General features: G+C 68.5%; 22 protein-coding genes. 13 read left to right on the forward strand and 9 right to left on the reverse strand.

What is annotated here, in order from left to right; all coding sequences use genetic code 11:
* Positions 1-2: 2 nt before the first annotated feature.
* The 4 genes from fsa to KF941_RS10975 all read left to right on the forward strand — a co-directional run bounded on the left by fsa (position 3) and on the right by KF941_RS10975 (position 3,186).
* Positions 3-656, forward strand: a complete 654-nt coding sequence (fsa, locus tag KF941_RS10960; protein WP_036751998.1) for a fructose-6-phosphate aldolase — start codon at positions 3-5, stop codon at positions 654-656.
* Positions 656-1,366 (forward strand): DUF484 family protein, encoded by a 711-nt coding sequence (locus KF941_RS10965; protein ID WP_214273331.1) that lies wholly within the window; start codon positions 656-658, stop codon positions 1,364-1,366. Before fsa ends, KF941_RS10965 begins: the two co-directional genes overlap by 1 nt.
* Positions 1,363-2,301: a tyrosine recombinase XerC gene (locus KF941_RS10970; RefSeq protein ID WP_214273332.1), complete on the forward strand. Its 939-nt coding sequence runs from the start codon at positions 1,363-1,365 to the stop codon at positions 2,299-2,301. The genes KF941_RS10965 and KF941_RS10970 overlap by 4 nt, the downstream gene beginning before the upstream one ends.
* Before the next feature lie 126 nt (positions 2,302-2,427).
* Positions 2,428-3,186: a TSUP family transporter gene (locus KF941_RS10975; RefSeq protein WP_036752007.1), complete on the forward strand. Its 759-nt coding sequence runs from the start codon at positions 2,428-2,430 to the stop codon at positions 3,184-3,186.
* Positions 3,187-3,405: 219 nt separating this feature from the next.
* On the opposite strand, the gene KF941_RS10980 is transcribed toward KF941_RS10975, so the two are convergent.
* Positions 3,406-4,392 carry an asparaginase gene (locus KF941_RS10980; protein ID WP_214273333.1) on the reverse strand — a complete coding sequence of 329 codons (987 nt, stop codon included), beginning with the start codon at positions 4,390-4,392 and terminating at the stop codon, positions 3,406-3,408.
* 151 nt (positions 4,393-4,543) lie between these two features.
* Between KF941_RS10980 and KF941_RS10985 the strand changes: the two genes are divergently transcribed.
* The 6 genes from KF941_RS10985 to KF941_RS11010 all read left to right on the forward strand — a co-directional run bounded on the left by KF941_RS10985 (position 4,544) and on the right by KF941_RS11010 (position 11,243).
* Complete coding sequence (locus tag KF941_RS10985) at positions 4,544-5,071, forward strand: invasion associated locus B family protein (RefSeq protein ID WP_036752013.1); 528 nt, start codon at positions 4,544-4,546, stop codon at positions 5,069-5,071.
* A 110-nt stretch (positions 5,072-5,181) separates the two neighbouring features.
* The gene (gene rlmN, locus KF941_RS10990) at positions 5,182-6,378 is read left to right on the forward strand and encodes a 23S rRNA (adenine(2503)-C(2))-methyltransferase RlmN (protein WP_072461099.1); all 1,197 of its coding nucleotides are present in this window, start codon (positions 5,182-5,184) and stop codon (positions 6,376-6,378) included.
* Between the two features lie 209 nt (positions 6,379-6,587).
* Complete coding sequence (gene gpmI, locus KF941_RS10995; protein ID WP_214273334.1) at positions 6,588-8,111, forward strand: 2,3-bisphosphoglycerate-independent phosphoglycerate mutase; 1,524 nt, start codon at positions 6,588-6,590, stop codon at positions 8,109-8,111.
* A complete protein-coding gene (locus KF941_RS11000; protein WP_036752022.1) occupies positions 8,108-9,343 on the forward strand; it encodes a peptidoglycan DD-metalloendopeptidase family protein in 1,236 nt (411 codons plus the stop codon). The genes gpmI and KF941_RS11000 overlap by 4 nt, the downstream gene beginning before the upstream one ends.
* Entirely contained in the window at positions 9,340-10,755 is a 1,416-nt protein-coding gene (locus tag KF941_RS11005; RefSeq protein WP_072461102.1) for a S41 family peptidase, read from the forward strand. The genes KF941_RS11000 and KF941_RS11005 overlap by 4 nt, the downstream gene beginning before the upstream one ends.
* Positions 10,752-11,243, forward strand: a complete 492-nt coding sequence (locus KF941_RS11010) for an RNA pyrophosphohydrolase (RefSeq protein WP_214273335.1) — start codon at positions 10,752-10,754, stop codon at positions 11,241-11,243. Before KF941_RS11005 ends, KF941_RS11010 begins: the two co-directional genes overlap by 4 nt.
* Before the next feature lie 92 nt (positions 11,244-11,335).
* Here the strand turns inward: KF941_RS11010 and KF941_RS11015 are convergent, their stop codons facing one another.
* Both KF941_RS11015 and KF941_RS11020 read right to left on the reverse strand, forming a co-directional pair.
* Entirely contained in the window at positions 11,336-12,586 is a 1,251-nt protein-coding gene (locus KF941_RS11015) for a lytic murein transglycosylase (protein ID WP_214273336.1), read from the reverse strand.
* Positions 12,587-12,671: 85 nt separating this feature from the next.
* Positions 12,672-12,986: a hypothetical protein gene (locus tag KF941_RS11020; RefSeq protein WP_036752145.1), complete on the reverse strand. Its 315-nt coding sequence runs from the start codon at positions 12,984-12,986 to the stop codon at positions 12,672-12,674.
* 56 nt (positions 12,987-13,042) lie between these two features.
* On the opposite strand from KF941_RS11020, the gene KF941_RS11025 reads away from it, so the two are divergent.
* Positions 13,043-13,513 carry a YbaK/EbsC family protein gene (locus KF941_RS11025; protein WP_036752035.1) on the forward strand — a complete coding sequence of 157 codons (471 nt, stop codon included), beginning with the start codon at positions 13,043-13,045 and terminating at the stop codon, positions 13,511-13,513.
* A gap of 34 nt (positions 13,514-13,547) precedes the next feature.
* Here KF941_RS11025 and KF941_RS11030 read toward each other — a convergent pair whose 3' ends face one another.
* Positions 13,548-13,799: a GlsB/YeaQ/YmgE family stress response membrane protein gene (locus KF941_RS11030; RefSeq protein ID WP_024843035.1), complete on the reverse strand. Its 252-nt coding sequence runs from the start codon at positions 13,797-13,799 to the stop codon at positions 13,548-13,550.
* A 106-nt stretch (positions 13,800-13,905) separates the two neighbouring features.
* Positions 13,906-14,730, reverse strand: coding sequence for a 2,3,4,5-tetrahydropyridine-2,6-dicarboxylate N-succinyltransferase (gene dapD / locus KF941_RS11035; RefSeq protein WP_036752038.1), 825 nt, complete (start codon positions 14,728-14,730; stop codon positions 13,906-13,908).
* Between the two features lie 92 nt (positions 14,731-14,822).
* On the opposite strand from dapD, the gene KF941_RS11040 reads away from it, so the two are divergent.
* Positions 14,823-15,650 carry an LOG family protein gene (locus tag KF941_RS11040; RefSeq protein WP_036752041.1) on the forward strand — a complete coding sequence of 276 codons (828 nt, stop codon included), beginning with the start codon at positions 14,823-14,825 and terminating at the stop codon, positions 15,648-15,650.
* Positions 15,651-16,902: 1,252 nt separating this feature from the next.
* Here KF941_RS11040 and KF941_RS11045 read toward each other — a convergent pair.
* The 4 genes from KF941_RS11045 to KF941_RS11060 form a co-directional block, all read right to left on the reverse strand.
* Positions 16,903-17,424, reverse strand: a complete 522-nt coding sequence (locus KF941_RS11045; RefSeq protein WP_214273337.1) for a hypothetical protein — start codon at positions 17,422-17,424, stop codon at positions 16,903-16,905.
* 111 nt (positions 17,425-17,535) lie between these two features.
* Complete coding sequence (gene rlmH, locus KF941_RS11050; protein ID WP_114535009.1) at positions 17,536-18,003, reverse strand: 23S rRNA (pseudouridine(1915)-N(3))-methyltransferase RlmH; 468 nt, start codon at positions 18,001-18,003, stop codon at positions 17,536-17,538.
* 3 nt (positions 18,004-18,006) lie between these two features.
* Entirely contained in the window at positions 18,007-18,405 is a 399-nt protein-coding gene (rsfS, locus tag KF941_RS11055; protein WP_114535008.1) for a ribosome silencing factor, read from the reverse strand.
* 132 nt (positions 18,406-18,537) lie between these two features.
* On the reverse strand, positions 18,538-18,771 hold the full coding sequence (locus tag KF941_RS11060) for a hypothetical protein (RefSeq protein ID WP_036752050.1): 234 nt from the start codon (positions 18,769-18,771) through the stop codon (positions 18,538-18,540).
* Between the two features lie 298 nt (positions 18,772-19,069).
* Here KF941_RS11060 and leuC point away from each other — a divergent pair, with 298 nt between their 5' ends.
* Positions 19,070-20,506, forward strand: coding sequence for a 3-isopropylmalate dehydratase large subunit (leuC, locus tag KF941_RS11065; RefSeq protein ID WP_214273338.1), 1,437 nt, complete (start codon positions 19,070-19,072; stop codon positions 20,504-20,506).
* The last annotated feature ends 10 nt before the right edge of the window (positions 20,507-20,516 follow it).

Raw genomic sequence — 20,516 nt, forward strand, 5'->3', positions numbered from 1 at the left:
GCATGAAATTCTTTGTCGATACCGCCGACGTCGCCGCCATCCGCGAGCTGAACGACCTTGGCATGGTGGACGGCGTCACCACCAACCCGTCGCTGATCCTGAAATCGGGCCGCGACATCCTGGAAGTCACCAAGGAGATCTGCGACATCGTCGAGGGTCCGGTCAGCGCCGAGGTCGTCGCCGCCAAGGCCGAGGACATGATCCGCGAGGGCGAGCACCTGGTGAAGATCGCCCCGAACATCACCGTCAAGGTGCCGCTGACCTGGGACGGGCTGAAAGCCTGCAAGGCACTGTCCTCGCAGGGCCACAAGGTCAACGTGACGCTGTGCTTCAGCGCCGCGCAGGCGATCCTGGCCGCCAAGGCCGGCGCCACCTTCATCAGCCCCTTCATCGGCCGGCTCGACGACATCAACTTCGACGGCATGGAGCTGATCGCCCAGATCCGCGAGATCTATGACAATTACGACTTCCAGACCGAAATCCTGGCCGCCTCGATCCGCTCGGTGAACCACATCACCGACGCCGCCCGCATCGGCGCCGACGTGATCACCGCGCCGCCCGCCGTCATCAAGGCGATGGCGAATCACGTGCTGACCGACCGGGGCCTGGAACAGTTCAACGCCGACTGGGCCAAGACCGGGCAGAAGATCGTCTGATGACCGAGCAGACTGCGGCCGAACTGACCGAGGACATCCGCGCCCGGCTGCTGGCGCAGCCCGAGCTGATCCTCTCCGACCGCGACCTGATGCGCGCGCTGATCGGCGCGCGCGAGGCCGAGGTGGGCGAGAACGTCATCGACATCCGCGGCCGCGCCATGCAGGCGCTGGAGGCGCGGCTCGACCGGCTCGAGGCGGCGCATGAATCGGTGATCTCGGCCGCCTATGACAACCAGTCGGGGATGAACACCATCCACCGCGCCGTGCTGTCGCTGCTGGAGCCGACGGATTTCGAGGAGTTCCTGGAAAACCTCGACATCGCCGTCGCGCCGATCCTGCGGGTGGAAACCCTGCGGCTGGTGATGGAATCGGGCGGCGAGGTGCCCGAGCCAGAGGACGGCAGCCCGCTGGTGATCGCCCCCGCCGGCACGGTGGCGCGGCTGATCTCGGGCGGGCGGCGGATGCCGCGCGGCGACGACATCGTGCTGCGCGGCGTCGTGCGCGAGACCCTGCCCTTCCATGGCGACGCCCGCGCGCCGATCCGGTCCGAGGCGCTTCTGCCCATCGACCTCGGCCCCGGCCGCTTCCCGGCGCTGCTGCTGATGGGCTCGGCCGATGTCGGGCGCTTCAACCCGGCCCAGGGCACGGATCTGCTGCGCTTCTTCGGCCAGGCGTTCCGGCTGGCGCTGATCTCCTGGCTCAGGAAATGACCGGCGGGGCCGAGCCTTTGGCGCTGGCCCCGGCCATGGCCGACAACCTCGCGCGCTGGCTCGACAGCGAGCGCGCGACGCGCGACCGTTCGGACCACACGATCCGTGCCTATCAGGCGGACCTGCTGACCTTCCTCTCGTTCCTCGGCGGCTATCACGGCACGCCCGCACTGCCGGCGACGCTGGCCGGGCTGACGCAAACCGACATGCGCGCCTTCGCCGCCGCCGAGCGCGGCCGCGGCCTTTCGGCCCGCTCGCTGGCGCGAAGGCTCTCGGCCACGCGCAGTTTCATCCGCTGGATGGCCGACCGGCACGGCTTCGACGCCTCCAGGGCGCTGGCCTCGCGCAGCCCGAAATACACCCGCTCGCTGCCCCGCCCGCTGGCGCCCCAACAGGCGCAGGATGTGCTGAAGATCACCGCCGGCGCCCATCCCGAGGCCTGGATCGCCGCCCGCGACGCAGCGGTGCTGACGCTGCTCTGGGGCTGCGGGCTGCGCATCTCCGAGGCGCTGGGACTGAACGGCGCCGACTGGCCCCTGCGCGAGGCGCTGACCATCCGCGGCAAGGGCGGGCGCGAAAGACAGGTGCCGGTCCTGCCCATCGCGCGCGAGGCCATCGCCGAGTACCTGCGGCTCTGCCCCTATTCGCTGCAAGCCAAGGAACCGCTCTTCCGCGGCGCCCGCGGCGGCCGGCTCAACCCGACGCTGGTCGCGGCCGCGATGCGCCAGGCGCGCCAGGTGCTGGGCCTGCCGCCGACGGCGACGCCGCATGCGCTGCGCCATTCCTTCGCCACCCATCTTCTGGCGGCGGGCGGCGACCTGCGCACGATCCAGGAACTGCTGGGCCATGCCAGCCTGTCCACGACCCAGGTCTATACCGGCGTGGACGACGCGCATCTGCTGGCGGTCTATCGCGCCGCCCATCCCCGCGCCTGAGCGGCTTCACCGTTTCCCGAATACTCAAGCCGCCGGCGCAAACGGCTTCCGCATGCCCAAATGCGCATCCCGCCGCACCACCCGAGCCGGCTTTACATTTCCCGTGCGGCATCCCAAAGGGGCGGCATGTTCGAACTTTCCCTCGATCTCGTGCTGCTGCTGGCCGGTGCCGCCTTCGCCGCCGGCTTCGTCGATGCCATCGCCGGCGGAGGCGGGCTGATCACCGTCCCCGCCCTGATGCTGGCCGGCCTGCCCCCGGCGCAGGCGCTGGCGACGAACAAGGTGCAGGGTGTCTTCGGCGCGGCGACGGCGGCGATCTCCTATGCCCGTAGCGGGCTCGTGGACCTGCGCGGGCAAAGCGGGGCGGCCGCGGTCGCCTTCGCGGCGGGGCTCTGCGGCGCACTGCTGGTAAGCTGGATCCCGGCGCAGGCGCTGCGCTACGGCCTGCCGGTGGTGCTGATCGGCATCGCCGCCTTCTTCGCCCTCAGGCCGGGACTGGACGATACCGACCGCATGCGCCGCATCACCCCAGCCGCCTTCACCGCCTCGGTCGTGCCCCTCGTCGCCTTCTATGACGGGCTGGTCGGGCCAGGCACGGGATCGTTCTTCATGCTGGGCTTCGTCATGCTGGCGGGCTACGGCATCCTCAAGGCGACGGCGCATACGAAACTGCTGAACTTCGCCTCGAACCTGGGCGGGCTGGTCGCCTTTGCGGCGGTAGGAAAGCCGCTCTGGCTGGTCGGCGCCGTCATGGCCGTGGCGCAGATCGCCGGCGCCCTGCTGGGCGCAAGGCTGGCGATGCGGATCGGCGCGCGGGTCATCAAGCCGCTGCTGGTCGCGACCTCGACCCTGCTGGCGCTGCGGCTGATCTGGCAGCTTCTTTGAAGGATGGGGGCTTTGCGCCCCCACGCCCGCCGGGCAAGCCCGACGGGCTTCCCCCGCAGGATATTTGCCCACGGAAGAAACCCGGAAAAAGGCCTCGGAAAAAGGCAATGCCCGGCGCCTGGCTTCTTCCGTGTCGAAATATCCTGGGGGAGCGCGGAACGCGCGGGGGCAAAGCCCCCGATCAGCTCGGGAAGACAGCGCGCCAGAGCCGCGCCCGGATCAGCTCGGGAACCCTTCCGCCCGGCGCAATTCGCCCGTCGCCAACCCGCGCCAGTTGCGCAAGGGCGCGGTCAGGTATTTCTGCACCACCGGGTGGGCTTCCTCCAACAGGCCCAGATGCACCATCAGCGCGGTGATCGCGGCCTCGGCGCCGCGGGTGCCGCCATCCGCGATCTTCAGCGCGACCCCCAGCCCGCGTTCGGGGACGATGCCGACGAAGACCGCCTCGGCCCCGGTCTTGACCGCGGCACGGCCGTTCATGGCGCGCATCAGTTCGGTGCAGGCCCGCCCCTCGCCGGCGACCAGTTCGGGATGGGCCAGCATCGCCTCGACCAGGCGCCGCTGCGCCTGGCCGCGCTTGCCGGCCGCCGGTTGCGCAAATCCGGCCATGGCATGGGCCAGCCCCTCGACCGTGCAGGCGAAATTCGGCGCCGAGCAACCGTCGATGCCCCAGCCGGTGGCGACCTCGCCCGTCACCTCCTCGAAGGCGCGGCGCACGGCGCGCTGCACGGGGTGGTCGATCTCGACATATTCCGGCCCCGCGTTCATGTGCCGCTTGAGCGTCAGGAAGCCGGCATGCTTGCCAGAGCAGTTGTTGTGGACCTGGCAGGGGCTCTCGTCCGAGCAGACCAGCCGCTTGCGCTCGGCCGGGTCGGCCGGCAGATGCGCGCCGCAGCGCAGGTCGCTGTCATCGAGGCCCAGGCCCGACAGCCAGGCCGCGACCCGCTCGGTATGGATGCGCCCGCCGCTGTGGCTGGCGCAGGCCAGCGCCAGATGCTCGCTACCCAGCCCCGCCTGGTCGGCCGCGCCGCTTTCGACCAGCGGCAGCGCCTGGATCATCTTGCAGGACGAGCGCGGATAGATCACCGCCCCCGGATTGCCCCAGGCCTCGACGATGCCGTTCGCATCCGCGATCACCACATGGCCCAGATGGGTGCTTTCGCGCATCCCGCCCCGCCACAATTCGATGAGTCTGGCTGCGGTCATGGCTGTTTTTCCTCTGACAATCGCGCGATTTTCCGCAAACGGGGGTTTTTCACGCCTTCCTTTTCGCATTATCTTGCCGCCAGATGGTTGAAAACACCACCATCATCGGCAACAAGCCGGATCGAACCGGACCATGGCAGGAGGCCAGAGCATGTTGAAATTCGCGCCGCGCGCCGCAGCGGCAGCCGCCGCAATTGCGATCGCCGCGTCTTCGCCGGTCCTGGCCCAGGACTCGACGAATGTGATCGGGACCGAGGGCGACTGGACCGTCTTCTCGGCGACCAGCCCCAAGGAATGCTGGGCAGTGTCGGCCCCGAAATCCACCCAGAACCTGGATTCCAGCGGCAAGCCCAAGGAAGTGACGCGCGGCGACATCCGGCTTTACGTCGCCTATCGCCCCGGCCAGTCGGGCGAGGTCTCGTTCTCGGGCGGCTATCCCTTCGCGCCCGATTCGGCGGTCGAGGTGAATATCGGCGGCAATGTCTTCAAGCTGTTCACCGAGGGCGAAAGCGCATGGACCGGCTCGCCGGCCGACGACGCCAAGCTGGTCTCGGCGCTGCGTGCGGGCTCGACCGCGGTGGTGACCGGGCGCTCGGCGCGGGGCACCGTGACCAAGGACACCTTCAGCCTGTCGGGCATTACCGCCGCGACGAACAAGGCCCAGGCCGCCTGCAAATAAGCTACAGCTGCGGGAACCGCGGCGGACAGGGGCGCGAGCCCCTGTTTTCTTTTGGGCCGCCTTGCCCTATATAGGCCCATTGCCCCTTTCGCCGCCCGGACCCGCCAGCCATGAACGCCCCGTCGCCAGTCACGCCCGCCGCCCCGATCACCCAGGATCTGCTGACCATCCCGCGCAAGCTGCCCGAGACGGCGCGCCGCAACCTCGTCGGCCTGACCCGCGCGCAGCTGCACGAGGCGCTGATCGAGGCCGGCACCCCGGAACGGCAGGCCAAGATGCGCGTGGGCCAGATCTGGCAATGGATCTATCACTGGGGCGTGCGCGACTTCGCGCAGATGACCAACCTGGCCAAGGACTACCGCGCCCTGCTGGCCGAGAGATTCGAGATCGCGCTGCCCGAGATCGTCACCCGCCAGATCAGCGCCGACGGCACCCGCAAATACCTGTTGCGCATCAATGGCGGGCACGAGGTCGAGACCGTCTACATCCCCGAGGAAAACCGCGGCACGCTTTGCATCTCCAGCCAGGTGGGCTGCACGCTGACCTGTTCCTTCTGCCATACCGGCACGCAGAAGCTGGTGCGCAACCTGACCGCGGGCGAGATCGTGGGCCAGGTGCTGGTCGCCCGCGACGACCTGGGCGAATGGCCGAAGCCCGGCGCGCCCAAGGACGAGACGCGGCTGGTCTCGAACGTGGTGCTGATGGGCATGGGCGAGCCGCTGTACAACTTCGACAATGTCCGCGACGCGATGAAGGTGGTGATGGATGGCGAGGGCATCAGCCTGTCGCGCCGCCGCATCACGCTGTCGACCAGCGGCATCGTCCCCGAAATCGCCAAGACCGCCGAAGAGATCGGCTGCCTTCTGGCCGTCAGCTTCCACGCCACCACCGACGAGACCCGCGACAGGCTGGTGCCCGTGAACAAGAAGTGGAACATCGAGACGCTGCTCAACGCGCTGCGCGACTATCCGCGGCTGTCGAACTCGGAACGCATCACCTTCGAATATGTGATGCTGGACGGGGTGAACGACAGCGACGAGGATGCGCGCCGGCTGGTCCGGCTGATCCGCGGCATCCCGGCCAAGGTGAACCTGATCCCGTTCAACGAATGGCCCGGCTCGCCCTATCGCCGCTCCAGCTGGGAGCGGATCGAGGCCTTCGCCGACATCGTCCACAAGGCCGGCTATGCCTCGCCCATCCGCACCCCGCGCGGCGAGGACATCATGGCCGCCTGCGGCCAGCTGAAATCCGCGACCGAGCGCGGCCGCAAATCCGCCGCCCAGATCGCGGCCGAGGCCCGCGCCTAAGACGCCATGTCTTGCGCCTGCGGCCCGGCCGCATGGGTATTTGAACAACGAAGAAGTCTTGGGCCGGCTGCGGGCTTCTTCGTTGCATAAATACCCATGCAACAGCACCGAAAGGCGGGGCGCTTCACGAATCCGGCAAGATCCGCGGCGACCTTGCCCCGCGCGCCCCGCAGTCGTAGAAGCATCGCGACCCGCGAAAGAGGTGACGCATGAGCTGTCCGAAACCCGTCGTCCTTTGCATCCTCGATGGCTGGGGCATTTCCTCGCGCCCCGAACAGAGCGCGCCCGACCAGGCCAGGACGCCGAATTTCGACCGGTTGATGCGCAACTGCCCGCATGGGACGCTGGTGACCTTCGGCCCGGACGTCGGCCTGCCCAAGGGGCAGATGGGCAATTCCGAGGTCGGGCATACCAATATCGGCGCCGGCCGCGTCGTCGCCATGGACCTGGGCCAGATCGACCTGGCGATCGAGGACGGCAGCTTCTACGAGAATGCCGCGCTGGGTGAGTTCATCCGCAAGCTCAAGGCCAGCGGCGGCACGGCGCATCTGATGGGCGTCGTCTCGGACGGCGGCGTGCATGGCCATCTCCAGCACGTCATCGCCGCCGCCCGCGCCGTGGCCGACAAGGGCGTGCCGGTGGTGGTCCATGCCGTCACCGACGGCCGCGACGTGGCACCGACATCGGCCGCGGGCTTCGTTACCGAGCTTCAGCGCGCCCTGCCCGAGGCCGCCCGCATCGGCACCGTCATCGGCCGCTATTACGCCATGGACCGCGACAACCGCTGGGAGCGCGTCGCACGCGCCTACGGCGCCATGGTGCGCGGCGAGGGGCTGCCCGCGCCGGATGCGGCCCAGGCCGTGGCCGATGCCTATGCCCGCGACGAGACGGACGAGTTCATCCAGCCCACGGTGATCGAGGGCTATGCCGGCGCGCGGGATGGCGACGGCTTCTTCTGCCTCAATTTCCGCGCCGACCGCGCGCGCGAGATCCTGGCCGCCATCGGCCAGCCGGATTTCGCCGCCTTCGACACCGGCAGGCGGCCGCAATGGGCGGCGCTTCTGGGCATGGTCGATTACTCGGCCAGCCATGACGAATACATGCAGGCCGCCTATCCCAAGCGGCAGGTGGTCAACACCCTGGGCGCCTGGGTCGCGGCCAAGGGTCTGCGTCAGTTCCGCCTGGCCGAGACCGAGAAATATCCCCATGTCACCTTCTTCCTGAACGGCGGCAAGGAAACCCCCGAGCCGGGCGAGGACCGTTTCATGCCGGCCAGCCCCAAGGTCGCGACCTATGACCTGGCGCCCGAGATGGCCGCGCCCGAGGTCAGCGCAAAACTGGTCGAGACCATCGAGGCGGGCTACGACCTGATCGTGGTGAACTATGCCAACCCGGACATGGTGGGGCATACCGGCAGCCTGCCCGCCGCCATCCGCGCCTGCGAGGCGGTGGACAAGGGGCTGGGCATGATGCTGGCGGCGCTGGAAAAGGCCGGCGGCGCCGCGGTGGTCATCGCCGACCACGGCAATTGCGAAACCACCATCGACCCCGAGACCGGCGGCCCGCATACCGCCCACACCACCAACCCGGTTCCGGTGATCGTCTTCGGCGGGCCCGAGGGCGCGAGCCTGCGGAACGGCCGGCTGGCCGACGTGGCGCCGACGGTGCTGGACCTGATGGGCCTGGACCTGCCGCCCGAGATGACCGGCACCTCGCTGATCGGGCGGGCATGAGAGCCAGGCTGTTCTTGCCGGTGCTGGTGGCCCTTGCCATCGGCTCGATGGCCCCGGCGCAGCCGGCGACGCCCGCGCAGGACGATTCGCCCCTGGACCTGGCCGCGCAGGAGGCGGCCGAGGCCGCCGACATGCTGCGCGCCGCCGTGGGCCAGCTGGACGAGGCGCTGACCGAGGACGACCAGGTCGCCTCGCTGACCCGGATGATCCGCGCCTATGAGCAGGGCATGGCCGCGCTGCGCGAGGGTTTGCGCCGCGCCGGCATCCGCGAGCAGGAGATCCGGGCCGAGTTCGACGCCCGCCGCGAGCGGCTGGGCCGGGTGCTGGGGGTGATGACCTCGATGCAGAAATCGCCCGAGACCGTGCTGCTGCTGCATCCCTCGGGGCCGGAATCCTCGGCCCGCGCGGGGATGATCCTGTCCTCGGTCGCGCCGGGGCTGGAGGCCGAGGCCCGCGACATGCAGCAGAAGCTGGAGGAGATCCGCGCCGTGCGCGCCATCCAGCTGAACGCCGCGAACACGCTGGCGCAGGGGCTTGGGCAGGTGCAGGAGGCGCGGCGGCTTCTGGCCTCGGCGGTGACGGACCGCTCCAGCCTGCCGGTGCGCTTCGGCGAGGATCCCAGGGAACTGACCGCGCTGGTGGAATCGGCCGATACGCTGGACGCCTTCGCCTCGGGCATCGCCGGGATGGAGCAGGACGTGGGCGCGCCCATGGCCGATTTCGAAGGCGCGCAGGGCAGCCTGCCGCTGCCGGCCCTGGGCCGGGTGCTGCGCCGCTATGACGAGCCCGATGCCGCGGGGGTGCGCCGGCCGGGCATGGTCATCGCCACCGCGCCCGCCGCGCTGGTCACGTTGCCCTGGCCTGCGACAATCCGCTATCGCGGTCCGCTGCTTGATTACGGCAATGTGATGATCGTTGAGCCCGCGCGGGGGTATCTGATGATATTCGCCGGTCTGGCGCAGGTCTTCGGCGAGACGGGCGACGTCCTGACGGCAGGAGAGCCGGTGGGGCTGATGGGCGGGCAAGAGCCGCCCGCGCAGGAGTTCGGCGCCGAATTCGTCGCCGATGCCGCGGCCGGGGGCGGTGCTGGACAGAGCGAGACACTGTATGTTGAACTTCGCAAGGGCAAGGAAACACTGGACCCGGCAGAGTGGTTCGTGATGAATCCCATTGTCGGAGAGGCCGCGGACGGGACAAGCCGCAACGCAACCGGGCAGGACGGAGCTGAATGAAACATTATCTTCTGGCAGGGGCGATCGGGACGCTTGCGGGCATCACCGTCGCCACCCAATTCGCCGGCCCGCTGGTCGCGCAGGAATCGGGCAGGAACGCCTCGGTCTATGAGCAGCTGGACCTGTTCGGCAACGTGTTCGAACGGGTGCGCGCCGATTACGTCGAGCAGGTGGACGACAAGAAGCTGATCGAGGCGGCGATCAACGGCATGCTGACCTCGCTCGACCCGCACAGCTCGTTCCTGTCGGCCAAGGATTACGACGACATGCAGACCCAGACCCGCGGCAGCTTCGGCGGGCTGGGGATCGAGGTCGGGCAGGAGGACGGGCTGGTCAAGGTGATCTCGCCCATCGACGACACGCCGGCGGCCGAGGCCGGGGTCAAGGCCGGCGACTACATCACCCATGTGAACGGCGAATCGCTGATGGGCATGAACCTGGACGAGGCGGTCGAGAAGATGCGCGGCCCCGTCGGGTCCGAGATCAAGATCACCATCCTGCGCGAGGGCGAGAAGGAGCCCTTCGACCTGACCATCACCCGCGACACGATCAAGCTGACCGTGGTCAAGACCCGCATCGAGGGCCATGCCGTGGTGCTGCGCGTCACCACCTTCAACGACGAGACCTTCTCGACCCTGAAGACCGAGATGGACAAGGCGATCAAGGAGGCCGGCGGCATCGACAAGGTGACGGGCTTCGTGCTGGACCTGCGCAACAATCCGGGCGGGCTGCTGAACCAGGCCATCGAGGTCTCGGACGCCTTCCTCGACAAGGGCGAGATCGTCTCGACCCGCGGCCGCAAGCCCGAGGAAAGCGAGCGCTGGAACGCCAAGCCCGGCGACCTGGCGCAGGGCAAGCCCATGGTGACGCTGATCAACGGCGGGTCCGCCTCGGCCTCGGAGATCGTCACCGGCGCGCTGCAGGACCATCGCCGCGCCATCGTCGTGGGCACCAAGAGCTTCGGCAAGGGCTCGGTGCAGACGGTGATGCCGGTGACCTCGGACAGCGCCATCCGGCTGACCACGGCGCGCTACTACACGCCCTCGGGCCGGTCGATCCAGTCGCTGGGCATCCAGCCCGACATCATCGTCGAACAGCCCGCGCCCAAGCCCCAGGACGAGGAAGAGGCCGGCCAGCCGCGGACCGATTCGAAATTCCTGAACTCGGAAGCCGACCTGCGCGGCGCGCTGAACAACGATTCGATCAGCGACGAAGAGCGCAAGCAGATCGAGGAAGAGGCCAAGCAGGTCGAGGCCACCGCCAAGCTGCGCGAGGAGGATTACCAGCTGGCCTATGCGGTGGACATCCTCAAGGGCCTGGCGGCGGTGGACTATCACGCCCAGGCCGTGCCCGATGCCGCGAAGCCCGCCGTCACCGGCGAGGATGCGGCCCAGGGGGCGCAGGCGGAATGAGCGCGGACCTGCTGGGCCCCTCGGGCCTGCCCTATCGCCCCTGCGCGGGGGTGGTGCTGATCAACCCGGCCGGGCTGGTCTTTGCCGGGCAGCGCATCGACAACCCCGGCCCGGCCTGGCAGATGCCGCAGGGCGGCATCGACCAGGGCGAGACCCCGCGCCAGGCGGCGCTGCGCGAGCTGGTCGAGGAGACCGGCGTCACCACCGACCTGGTCGACGTGCTGATGGAAACGCCGGGATGGGTGACTTATGACCTGCCGCCCGAGCTGCTGGGCAAGGTCTGGAAGGGCCGCTATGGCGGGCAGAAGCAGAAATGGTTCGCCATGCGCTTCCTGGGCGAGGATGAGGCGGTGCGGATCGCCACCGACCATCCCGAGTTCGAGCGCTGGCAATGGATGCGGGCGGCCGATCTGATCGACGGCATCGTGCCCTTCAAGCGCGATGTCTATGCCCAGGTTCTGGGCGATTTCCGCGAGATCCTGGCCTGAACGGCCCGCGCCGCGCCGGGTGGCGCGGGCGGCATGGGTATTTGGGCAACGGAGAAATGCGCAAGGGCGGCTTTCGGGGCCGCCCTTTTGCCTTAGCTGCGCAGCATGGCCAGCAGGCGGGTGTCGGCATAGCCGTCGGGCGTCACGCCGCGCGAGCGCTGGAAGGCCCTGATCGCCTCGGCCGACTGGCTGCCGAGCTTGCCGTCCACGCCGCCGGTGTCGAAGCCGCGGGCCATCAGCAGGCGCTGGATCTCGGCCTTTTCGCTGTTCGACAGCGTGCGGTCGCCGCGCGGCCAGCTGCCCTGGATGCCGCGGCGGCCGGCGATCGCCTCGCCCAGATAGGCCACGCCGAGGGCGTAGCTGTCCGAGGCGTTGTATTTCAGGATGGCACGGAAGTTCTCGGTGATCAGGAAGGCCGGGCCCCGCGACCCGGCCGGCGCCAGGATCGAACCCGAGGGCACCGGCGCCCCGCCGATCGTGCGCACGCCCATCGCCGCCCATTGGCTGCCCGAATGCTGCACCGATTTTCCGGCTTGGTTGAAGTCGAAGCCCGGCGGCAGGATCACCTCGGTCCCCCAGGGCTGGCCGGGGCGCCAGCCGTTCTGGCGCAGGTAGCTGGCGGTCGAGGCCAGCGCGTCGGTCGGGTCGTCCGACCAGATGTCGCGGCGGCCGTCGCCGTTGAAGTCCACGGCATGGCCGAGGAAGGACGAGGGCATGAACTGCGTATGCCCCATGGCGCCGGCCCAGCTGCCGACCATATGGGCGCTGTCCACGTCGCCCGACTGGATGATGCGCAAGGCCGCCACCAGCTCGCCGGCGAAGAATTCGCCGCGCCTTCCGTCATAGGCCAGCGTCGCCAGCGCCGGGACGATCTGCGTATTGCCGCGGTTGGCGCCGAAGTTGGATTCCATGCCCCAGACGGCCAGCACGATCTCGCGCGGGACGCCGTAGCGCGCCTCGATGGCCGAAAGCGTGCTTGCATATTGCGCGGCCTTGGACCGGCCGGTCGCGCCGCGCGTGCCGATGGCGCCGTCGAGGTATTCCCAGATCGGCTTGGTGAATTCGCTCTGCTTGCGGTCCAGCGCGACGATGCTGGGCTGGTAATGCGCCCCGGCCATGGCCCGGTCGAAGGTCGCGGGCGAGACGCCCGAGGCCAGCGCGCGCGGGCGGAAGCTTTGCACCCAGTTCTGGAAACCGGCCTCGGAGCCCTGCCCCCCGGCCGTGGGCAGCCCGCCGAAATGGCCGCCGGCGGCGCCCGGTCCCTGGTTCAGCGACACGCCGCAGCCGGCCAGCGTGCCGATCAGGATGGCCATGGTCGCGATGCGCGAGATGCGTCTGGTCATTCTGCCTGTCCGTTCCGTGTTCTTGTTCTGCCTGCTCTGCTCGCAGCCAGTCTAGCCCAGGCCGGCGCGGCTGGATAGGGGCGGATCAGCCCTGCTCGTCCCAGAGCGGCTCCATCTGCGCCACGATCACCGCGTTCTCGGCCAGCGCGCGGTCCATCAGGGCGCGCTCTTCGTCGGGGATTTCGTGGCCCTCGGCCAGGCGTTCGTCGATGCTGCCGTGGCCGGTGACTTCCAGCGGCGCAAGGCCGGCCTGCTTCAGGATGGCGACGGTCTCGCGCACCGCCTCGTCCTCGGTCGTGCCGGCGGCGTAGCAGACCAGCGCCGCGCCGGTGGCGCCCTGCGGCAGGCCGTCGTCGGTGGCGCGGCCGACCTGGACCAGAAGCGTATAGACCTGTTGCATGGCTTTTCCTTCGTCGCGATTTGCCGTCATATCGCCCGAAACGGACGGAGGTGACAATGAGCAAGAGCTTGCGACGGGTGCGATCGGCGCTGGAGGCGGCGGGCCTTGCCGCCCGGATCCACGAGACCGACGACAGCGCCCGCACCGCCGCGGGCGCGGCGGCGGCGGTCGGCTGCGCGCTGGACCAGATCGCCAAGTCGATCATCTTCCGCGGCGAGGAAAGCGGCCATGTCGTGCTGTTCCTGACTGCGGGCGGCAATCGCGTCGATCCGGCCAAGGCGACCGAGGTGGCCGGGCAAAGGCTGGGCAAGGCCGATGCCGAACTGATCCGGGCCGAGACCGGCTTTGCCATCGGCGGCGTGGCCCCGGTCGGGCATCTGCGGCAGATCGAGGCCTGGCTGGACCCGCGCCTGCTGGATTTCGACCTGGTCTGGGCGGCGGCGGGCACGCCGCGCCATGTCTTTGCCATCGCGCCGGCCGACCTGCTCCGTCTCACCGGCGCGAAGGCGGCGGATTTCACCGCCTGACGGGAAGGGGCGGGAAGACCCCCGCCCGGTTCCGCTATCCGGCCACCGCGCGATAGAGCCAGATCAGGATCACCGCCCCGATCAGCCCGGCGACCCCCTGCGCCAGCCAACTGCCGGCCTGGGCGTTCAGCCCGACCAGACCCAGAAGCGCATTGCCGACGATGGCGCCGACGATGCCCAGGATGACGTTGAGGATGATCCCCGTATCCGCCTTCATGATGCTGCTGGCGATCCAGCCCGCAAGACCGCCGACGATGATCGCGGCCAGCCAACCCAAACCCTGCATGTGAAACTCCGCTTTCAGGACATTCGTGCGGGTTGAACGCAGCGGCGGCGCTTGGGTTTCACGCCGGGCTCACGCAAGGGCGAGCCCGGTGCAGGGGCGCAACGGTTCAGTCGCGCAGAAGCTCGTTGATCGAGGTCTTGGAGCGGGTCTGCGCATCGACCCGCTTGACGATCACCGCGCAATAGAGGTTCACGCCGTTCTTCGACGGCATCGAGCCGGCGACGACCACCGAACCCGCCGGAACCTCGCCATACATCACCTCGCCGGTCTCGCGGTCGACGATCTTGGTGGACTTGCCGATGAAGACGCCCATGCCGAGGACCGAGCCCTCGCGCACGATGCAGCCCTCGACCACCTCGGACCGCGCGCCGATGAAGCAATTGTCCTCGATGATGGTGGGGCCGGCCTGCATCGGCTCCAGCACGCCGCCGATGCCGACGCCGCCCGACAGGTGCACGTTCTTGCCGATCTGCGCGCAGGAGCCGACGGTGGCCCAGGTATCGACCATCGTGCCCTCGTCGACATAGGCGCCCAGGTTGACGAAGCTGGGCATCAGCACCACGCCCTTGGCGATATAGGCCGAGCGGCGTACGACGCAGTTCGGCACCGCGCGGAAACCGGCGACCTTCCATTGCGCCTCGCCCCAATGGGCGAACTTGCTGTCCACCTTGTCCCACCAGGTGCCGCCCTGCGGCCCGCCCGTCTGGACCTCCATGTCCTTCAGGCGAAAGCCCAGCAGCACGGCCTTTTTCGCCCATTGGTTGACGTGCCAGTCGCTGCCGCGCTTTTCGGCGACGCGCAGCTCGCCCTTGTCCAGCGCCTCCAGCGTGGCCTCGACGGCATCGCGGACCTCGCCCCTGGTGGCGGGGGTGATCTGGTCGCGGATCTCCCAGGCGGATTCGATGGCGGCTTCAAGGGCGTCATTCGACATGGTCTGGCCTCTCAACGGTGGAAACTCTTGCCCAAGGGCTATAAGCCGAGGGGTGCGGCCGCGCAATGCGGCGGTTTCGGCCAGAGGATTGGATGACAGAACTTGACGAGCGCAGCCACCCGTTCCGCGACAGCCATCAGGACGTGGCGGTGGCGCAGACCACGCCCGACACGGCCCAGACCCGCGCGCCGGCCTATCGGCTGGCCTTCACCGACACCGAATTCCTGCTGCGCGAAGAGCTGCGCCCGGTGCGGCTGCAGCTTGAGTTGCTGAAGCCGCAGATGATCATGGATGCGCGCGGCATCCGCTCGACCGTGGTGATGTTCGGCGGCGCCCGCATCCCCTCGCCCGAGCGGCGCGAGGGCGCGCGCACGCCGGTCCTGGCGGCGCTGTCGCATTACTATGACGAGGCGCGGCGCTTTGCCCGGCTGATGACCGAGCGCAGCCTGAAAAGCTATGGCGCCGAGAACGTGATCTGCACCGGCGGCGGGCCGGGGGTGATGGAGGCGGGCAACCTGGGCGCGCACGAGGCCGGCGGCGCCTCGATCGGGCTGTCCATCGTGCTGCCGCACGAACAGACGCCGAATGCCTATGTGACCCCGGACCTGTGCTTCAACTTCCACTATTTCGCCATCCGCAAGATGCATTTCCTGATGCGGGCCAAGGCGGTCACGGTGTTTCCGGGCGGCTTCGGCACCATGGACGAGATGTTCGAGGCGCTGACCCTGATCCAGACCGGCCGCATGAGGCGGGTGCCCTTCATCCTGTTCGGGCCGGAATTCTGGCACAAGGTCATCAACTGGCAGGCGCTGGCCGAGGCCGGCACCATCAGCCCCGAAGACCTGGAGCTGATCAGCTTCGTCGAAAGCGCCGACGAGGCGGTCGAGATCATCGACAACTGGGTCGTGCCCTGCCCCTGAAACGGGGCAGGCGCCGGCCGGGGCCAGATCCTGGGCACCCGGCTTCGCGCAGCTTTGGGCGCTGAATGGCCGGTCATGCGGCCGATCATGCGCGGTCGCGTTCCGCTGGTTGCTTCGTTTCGCTGGCTTCTTCGTTCCGCTAGCTTCTTCGTTCCGCTAGCTGCTTCGTTCCGTCGGCCCCTTCTTCCGCCGGCCCCTTCTTCGGTCGGATGCCCTTTCAGGCCGCTTTCCGTTCAGGCCGCCTTTCCGTCCCGGCGGCCTTTACTTCGATCACAGGCCTTTGGGGGTCGCGGCCGAGGCTGTGTGAAAACTCCAATTCCGAAAATTTACGAAGAACAGTTTCCTTAGAAATACATTCACGGCGGCCGGCTTTAAAGCGGTGCGCCCGAAACTTGAATCGGGGGATTCCTGCTGGCGGTTTTTCGTGTTTCCCTTCCTTTGGGAGGATGGATCATGTCAGCACCATTGCCATCGGCGCTTCGTGTTCGGTTTCAACGCTACATCGAGGAGGGTCTGAGCGGACGAGCGGCAGCGGCGCGCCTGAAGCTGTCGCCGGCGACGGGGGCGCGATGGGCGCGTTTGGTTCGGACCATCGGCGATGCGCGCTAGAACAAAGTCTCTCCGCAATGCCAGCAGGCGAACATTGTTCCGTGCCCGACCATGCTCGACTAAGTTTCCACACAGCCTCGGCCCATTTCGGTCACGAACCTTTCCGGTCACGGGCCCTTTCCATTCAGGCGCCCTTACCGGTGCAGGGCACCATCCTTCGGGGCCTTTATATCCTTCGAGGGCCTTTCGTCCGAGGGCCACAACAATGACTGCGGATCTTTCGTAGGGCACCTTTCCCGCTCAACCGCTTTTCATTCGGGCCTTCCCGCTCAGGCGCTTTTTTCCTTCGGCAGCCTTTCCCGCCCCGGCGCCGCCACGCGCTACGGACCCAACTCGCCGGAGCGTCGCCGCGGATCGCATCGCACCGGGGCAGGCATCACGACGCCAGCATGTCCGACAGCCGGGGCAGCGTGAACAGATCGGCCTTGTCAGCTTCGTCTCCCTCGGGTCCGGGCGACCCCGAACTCCTGACCCTGCGCGCCGAGCGGCGGCTGGCCCGGCGGACGTCGTGCTTTACGACGACCTCGCCTCGGGCCGGTGCTGGAGCAGGCCGGCCCGCAGGCCGAGCGCAGCCCGGTCGGCAAGCGCGCCGGCCGCCCCTCGGCCAGGACTCGGGCAGGCGAACCCGGCCTTTCCGCCAGGGCTATTTCGGCCACCAGGCCACGAAATCACCCGCCGCGACATTCGGCGGCGGGCCGCCGCCCCGGCGTTCCGTCGCCGCCTGCGCCTGGGCCGCGCCGTGGCGATAGGTCGCATGCGACAGCTCCGGCCGCATCTCGGGTTCCGGCTGATCCTCGACGGCGCGAATCACGATGGTGCCCAGCTTCAGCGCACGCTGGAAGGATTCATCATCGCCATAGATCGCGGTCAGGAAGCGGATCACCTTGGCCCGAAACACCGCGCGATCCTGCGGCCCGTCGGCATCCTCGGCCGCGGATGCGGCCGAGCCGCCGCCCTGCGCAGCCTGGGCCGATGCGGCCTGCCGCGAATGGTCGATGCCCTGGCGGCCAAGCTGCATGTCCTGCCCCACGCCGCCGGATTCCTCGACCGCGGGCACCTCGGGCTGGGCGCGGGCAAGGGTGGGACCGACGATTTCGACCTCTCGCGCCGCCTGCGTGGCGGCGGGACCGGCCCGGCTTTGGATCTGGTGAACGGTTGGAATCATGACACACCCGAAGATACTGATCTGGATATGCCCATCATAGCCGTTTCCCGGCGGATTTCACCCGCTCTTTGCCGGGTGTTTTCTTAAAATCCTAGCAATCTGAACGGCTTGTCATTCGCGGTGATAGGGGCTGCCGGCCAGGATGGTGGTGGCGCGATAGATCTGCTCGGCCAGCATGACGCGGACCAGCATATGCGGCCAGACCATGCGGCCGAAGCTGATCGCCAGATCGGCCCGGTCGCGCAGGCTGGGATCGATGCCATCGGCGCCGCCGATCACGAAGGCGATGTCGCGCGCCTGGTCGCGCCAGCCGGCGATGCGGGCGGCAAATTCGGGGGAACTCAGCATCTGGCCGCGCTCGTCCAGCACCACCAGGGCAGCACCGTCGGGAATGGCCCTGGCCAGCAGCGCCGCCTCGGCCGCCATGCCGCCGCCGCGACGGTCGTCGACCTCGGCCAGGGTGACGGGGGGCAGGCCCAGACCGCGGCCCGCCTTGGCGTGACGGTCCAGGTAATCGGCGATCAGCTTCGCCTCGGGGCCCTGCCGCAGCCGCCCGACCGCGGCAATGACCATGCGCATGGATCAGATCTGGTGCTTGCCGGCCTCGATGGCGGCGTGTTCGGCGCGCAGCCGCTCAAGCGTGGCCGAACGCAGGGCGTCGGCGGGCATCCACATCTTTTCCAGCTGATAGAACTCGCGGACCTCGGGGCGGAAGACATGGACGATCACGTCGTCGGTGTCGATCAGCACCCAATCGCCGGTCTCCTTGCCCTCGATCCGGGCCGAGCGGCCGGTCTGTTCCTTCAGGCGCTCGACCAGCTTCTCGGCGATCGAGGCCACCTGCCGCGCGTTCCGGCCCGAGGCGATCACCATGTGATCGGCCATGGCCGAGCGGCCGCGCAGGTCGATGGTCACGACATCCTCGGCCTTGTCGTCGTCAAGAGAGGCAAGAATGCGGTCCAGTAGCTGATCGCTCGTCAGCCCGGATTCCGCGGTGGTCGCAGCCGGCGCAGCGGCCGGCGAGACGGTATTGGACAGGGTTCATCCTCCGGTCATCACGCCGATCTCCCCCGGCGCCGGGGCCTTACCAATGTAGCACGGAATCGCGCCCGCTCAATGCAGGCGCAGCGGATTTCTGGACGCATCCGCCGGCGGGCAGGCCGAAACCGGCAGATTTCCCCAGGGATCGGCGCATCTGACCTGCCCCGCGCCCCAGGCCAGGTGCAGGCTTTCGGCACCCGCCGCCGCCCGCGCCTGCTTCAGCGGCGTGTCCGCCCAATGCACCGCCAGCGCGAAAACGGCCACGCAGATCAGCGGGATCGCCCGCAGGATGATGCGAATCAGCATGATCGGTCCCCTTTCCCGTGTCTTTCGGCGCCAAGATAGGGACCATTTCCCAACTTGGAATTAACAGGGCCGTGTGGCGATATTGAATATGATGTGAAATCGCCCTATTAATGCCCCTATGCGAGGATTCGTCTATTTCGACATTCACGACCGCGCCCGCCTGCCCGGCCGGTTCTACGGCGAAAGCCTGTCCGTCACCGCCCGACTTTGACGGGAGCGGGCGCTTGCGCGCGCCCTGCCGCAGGCTGCGGCACCCCCTCCGCCCTTTCCCAGCTAGTCTTCCAGAAAAGAGACAGCCATGACCGGCAACACGAACGCGGGCGCGCCCCGCACCCTCTACGACAAGATCTTCGACGCCCATGTGGTCGAGCGTTCCGAGGACGGCACCTGCATCCTCTATATCGACCGGCACCTGGTGCATGAGGTGACCTCGCCCCAGGCCTTCGAAGGGCTGCGCATGGCCGGGCGCAAGGTGCGCCGCCCCGACCAGACCATCGCCGTGCCGGACCACAACGTGCCCACGACGCCCGACCGCGTGGACGGGATCGAGAACCCCGAGGGCCGCATCCAGGTCGCCGAGCTGGACAAGAACGCGCGCGAATTCGGGCTGAACTATTACCCGATGAACGACATCCGCCAGGGCATCGTGCATATCGTCGGCCCCGAGCAGGGCTGGACCCTGCCCGGCATGACCGTGGTCTGCGGCGACAGCCACACCGCGACGCATGGCGCCTTCGGCGCGCTGGCGCATGGCATCGGCACCTCGGAGGTCGAGCATGTGCTGGCCACCCAGACGCTGATCCAGAAGAAATCCAAGAACATGAAGGTGGAGATCACCGGCAAGCTGCGTCCCGGCGTGACCGCCAAGGACATCACCCTGTCGGTGATCGGCGCCACCGGCACCGCCGGCGGCACCGGCTATGTCATCGAATATTGCGGCGAGGCGATCCGCGACCTGTCGATGGAAGGCCGCATGACCGTCTGCAACATGGCGATCGAGGGCGGCGCCCGCGCCGGGCTGATCGCGCCGGACGAAAAGACCTTCGAATATGTCAAGGGCCGCCCGCACGCCCCGAAGGGCGCCGCATGGGAGGCCGCCGTCGCCTGGTGGAAGACGCTGTTCTCGGACGAGGGCGCGCATTGGGACAAGGTCGTCACCATCCGCGGCGAGGACATCGCCCCGGTCGTGACCTGGGGCACCTCGCCCGAGGACGTGCTGCCGATCACCGGCAGGGTGCCCGCGCCCGAGGATTTCGAGGGCGGCAAGGTCGAGGCCGCGCGCCGCAGCCTGGACTACATGGGCCTGAAGCCGGGCACGCCGCTGAACGAGATCAGCATCGACGCGGTCTTCATCGGCTCCTGCACCAACGGCCGGATCGAGGATCTGCGCGCCGCCGCCGGCATCCTGAAGGGCCACAGGCTGGCGCCGGGCGTGCGCGGCATGGTGGTGCCGGGCTCGGGCCTGGTGCGCATGCAGGCCGAGGAAGAGGGGCTGGACAAGATCTTCATCGACGCCGGCTTCGAATGGCGCCTGGCCGGCTGCTCGATGTGCCTGGGCATGAACCCCGACCAGCTGGCGCCGGGCGAGCGCTGCGCCGCGACCTCGAACCGCAACTTCGAGGGCCGCATGGGCCGGGGCGGCCGCACCCACCTGATGTCGCCGGTGATGGCGGCCGCAGCCGGGATCAGGGGCCACCTGACCGACGTGCGCGAACTGCTGGCGGAAACCGTCTGATGGCGGGCGG

This window comes from Paracoccus sp. pheM1 (assembly GCF_018499825.1).
Classification (GTDB): domain Bacteria; phylum Pseudomonadota; class Alphaproteobacteria; order Rhodobacterales; family Rhodobacteraceae; genus Paracoccus; species Paracoccus versutus.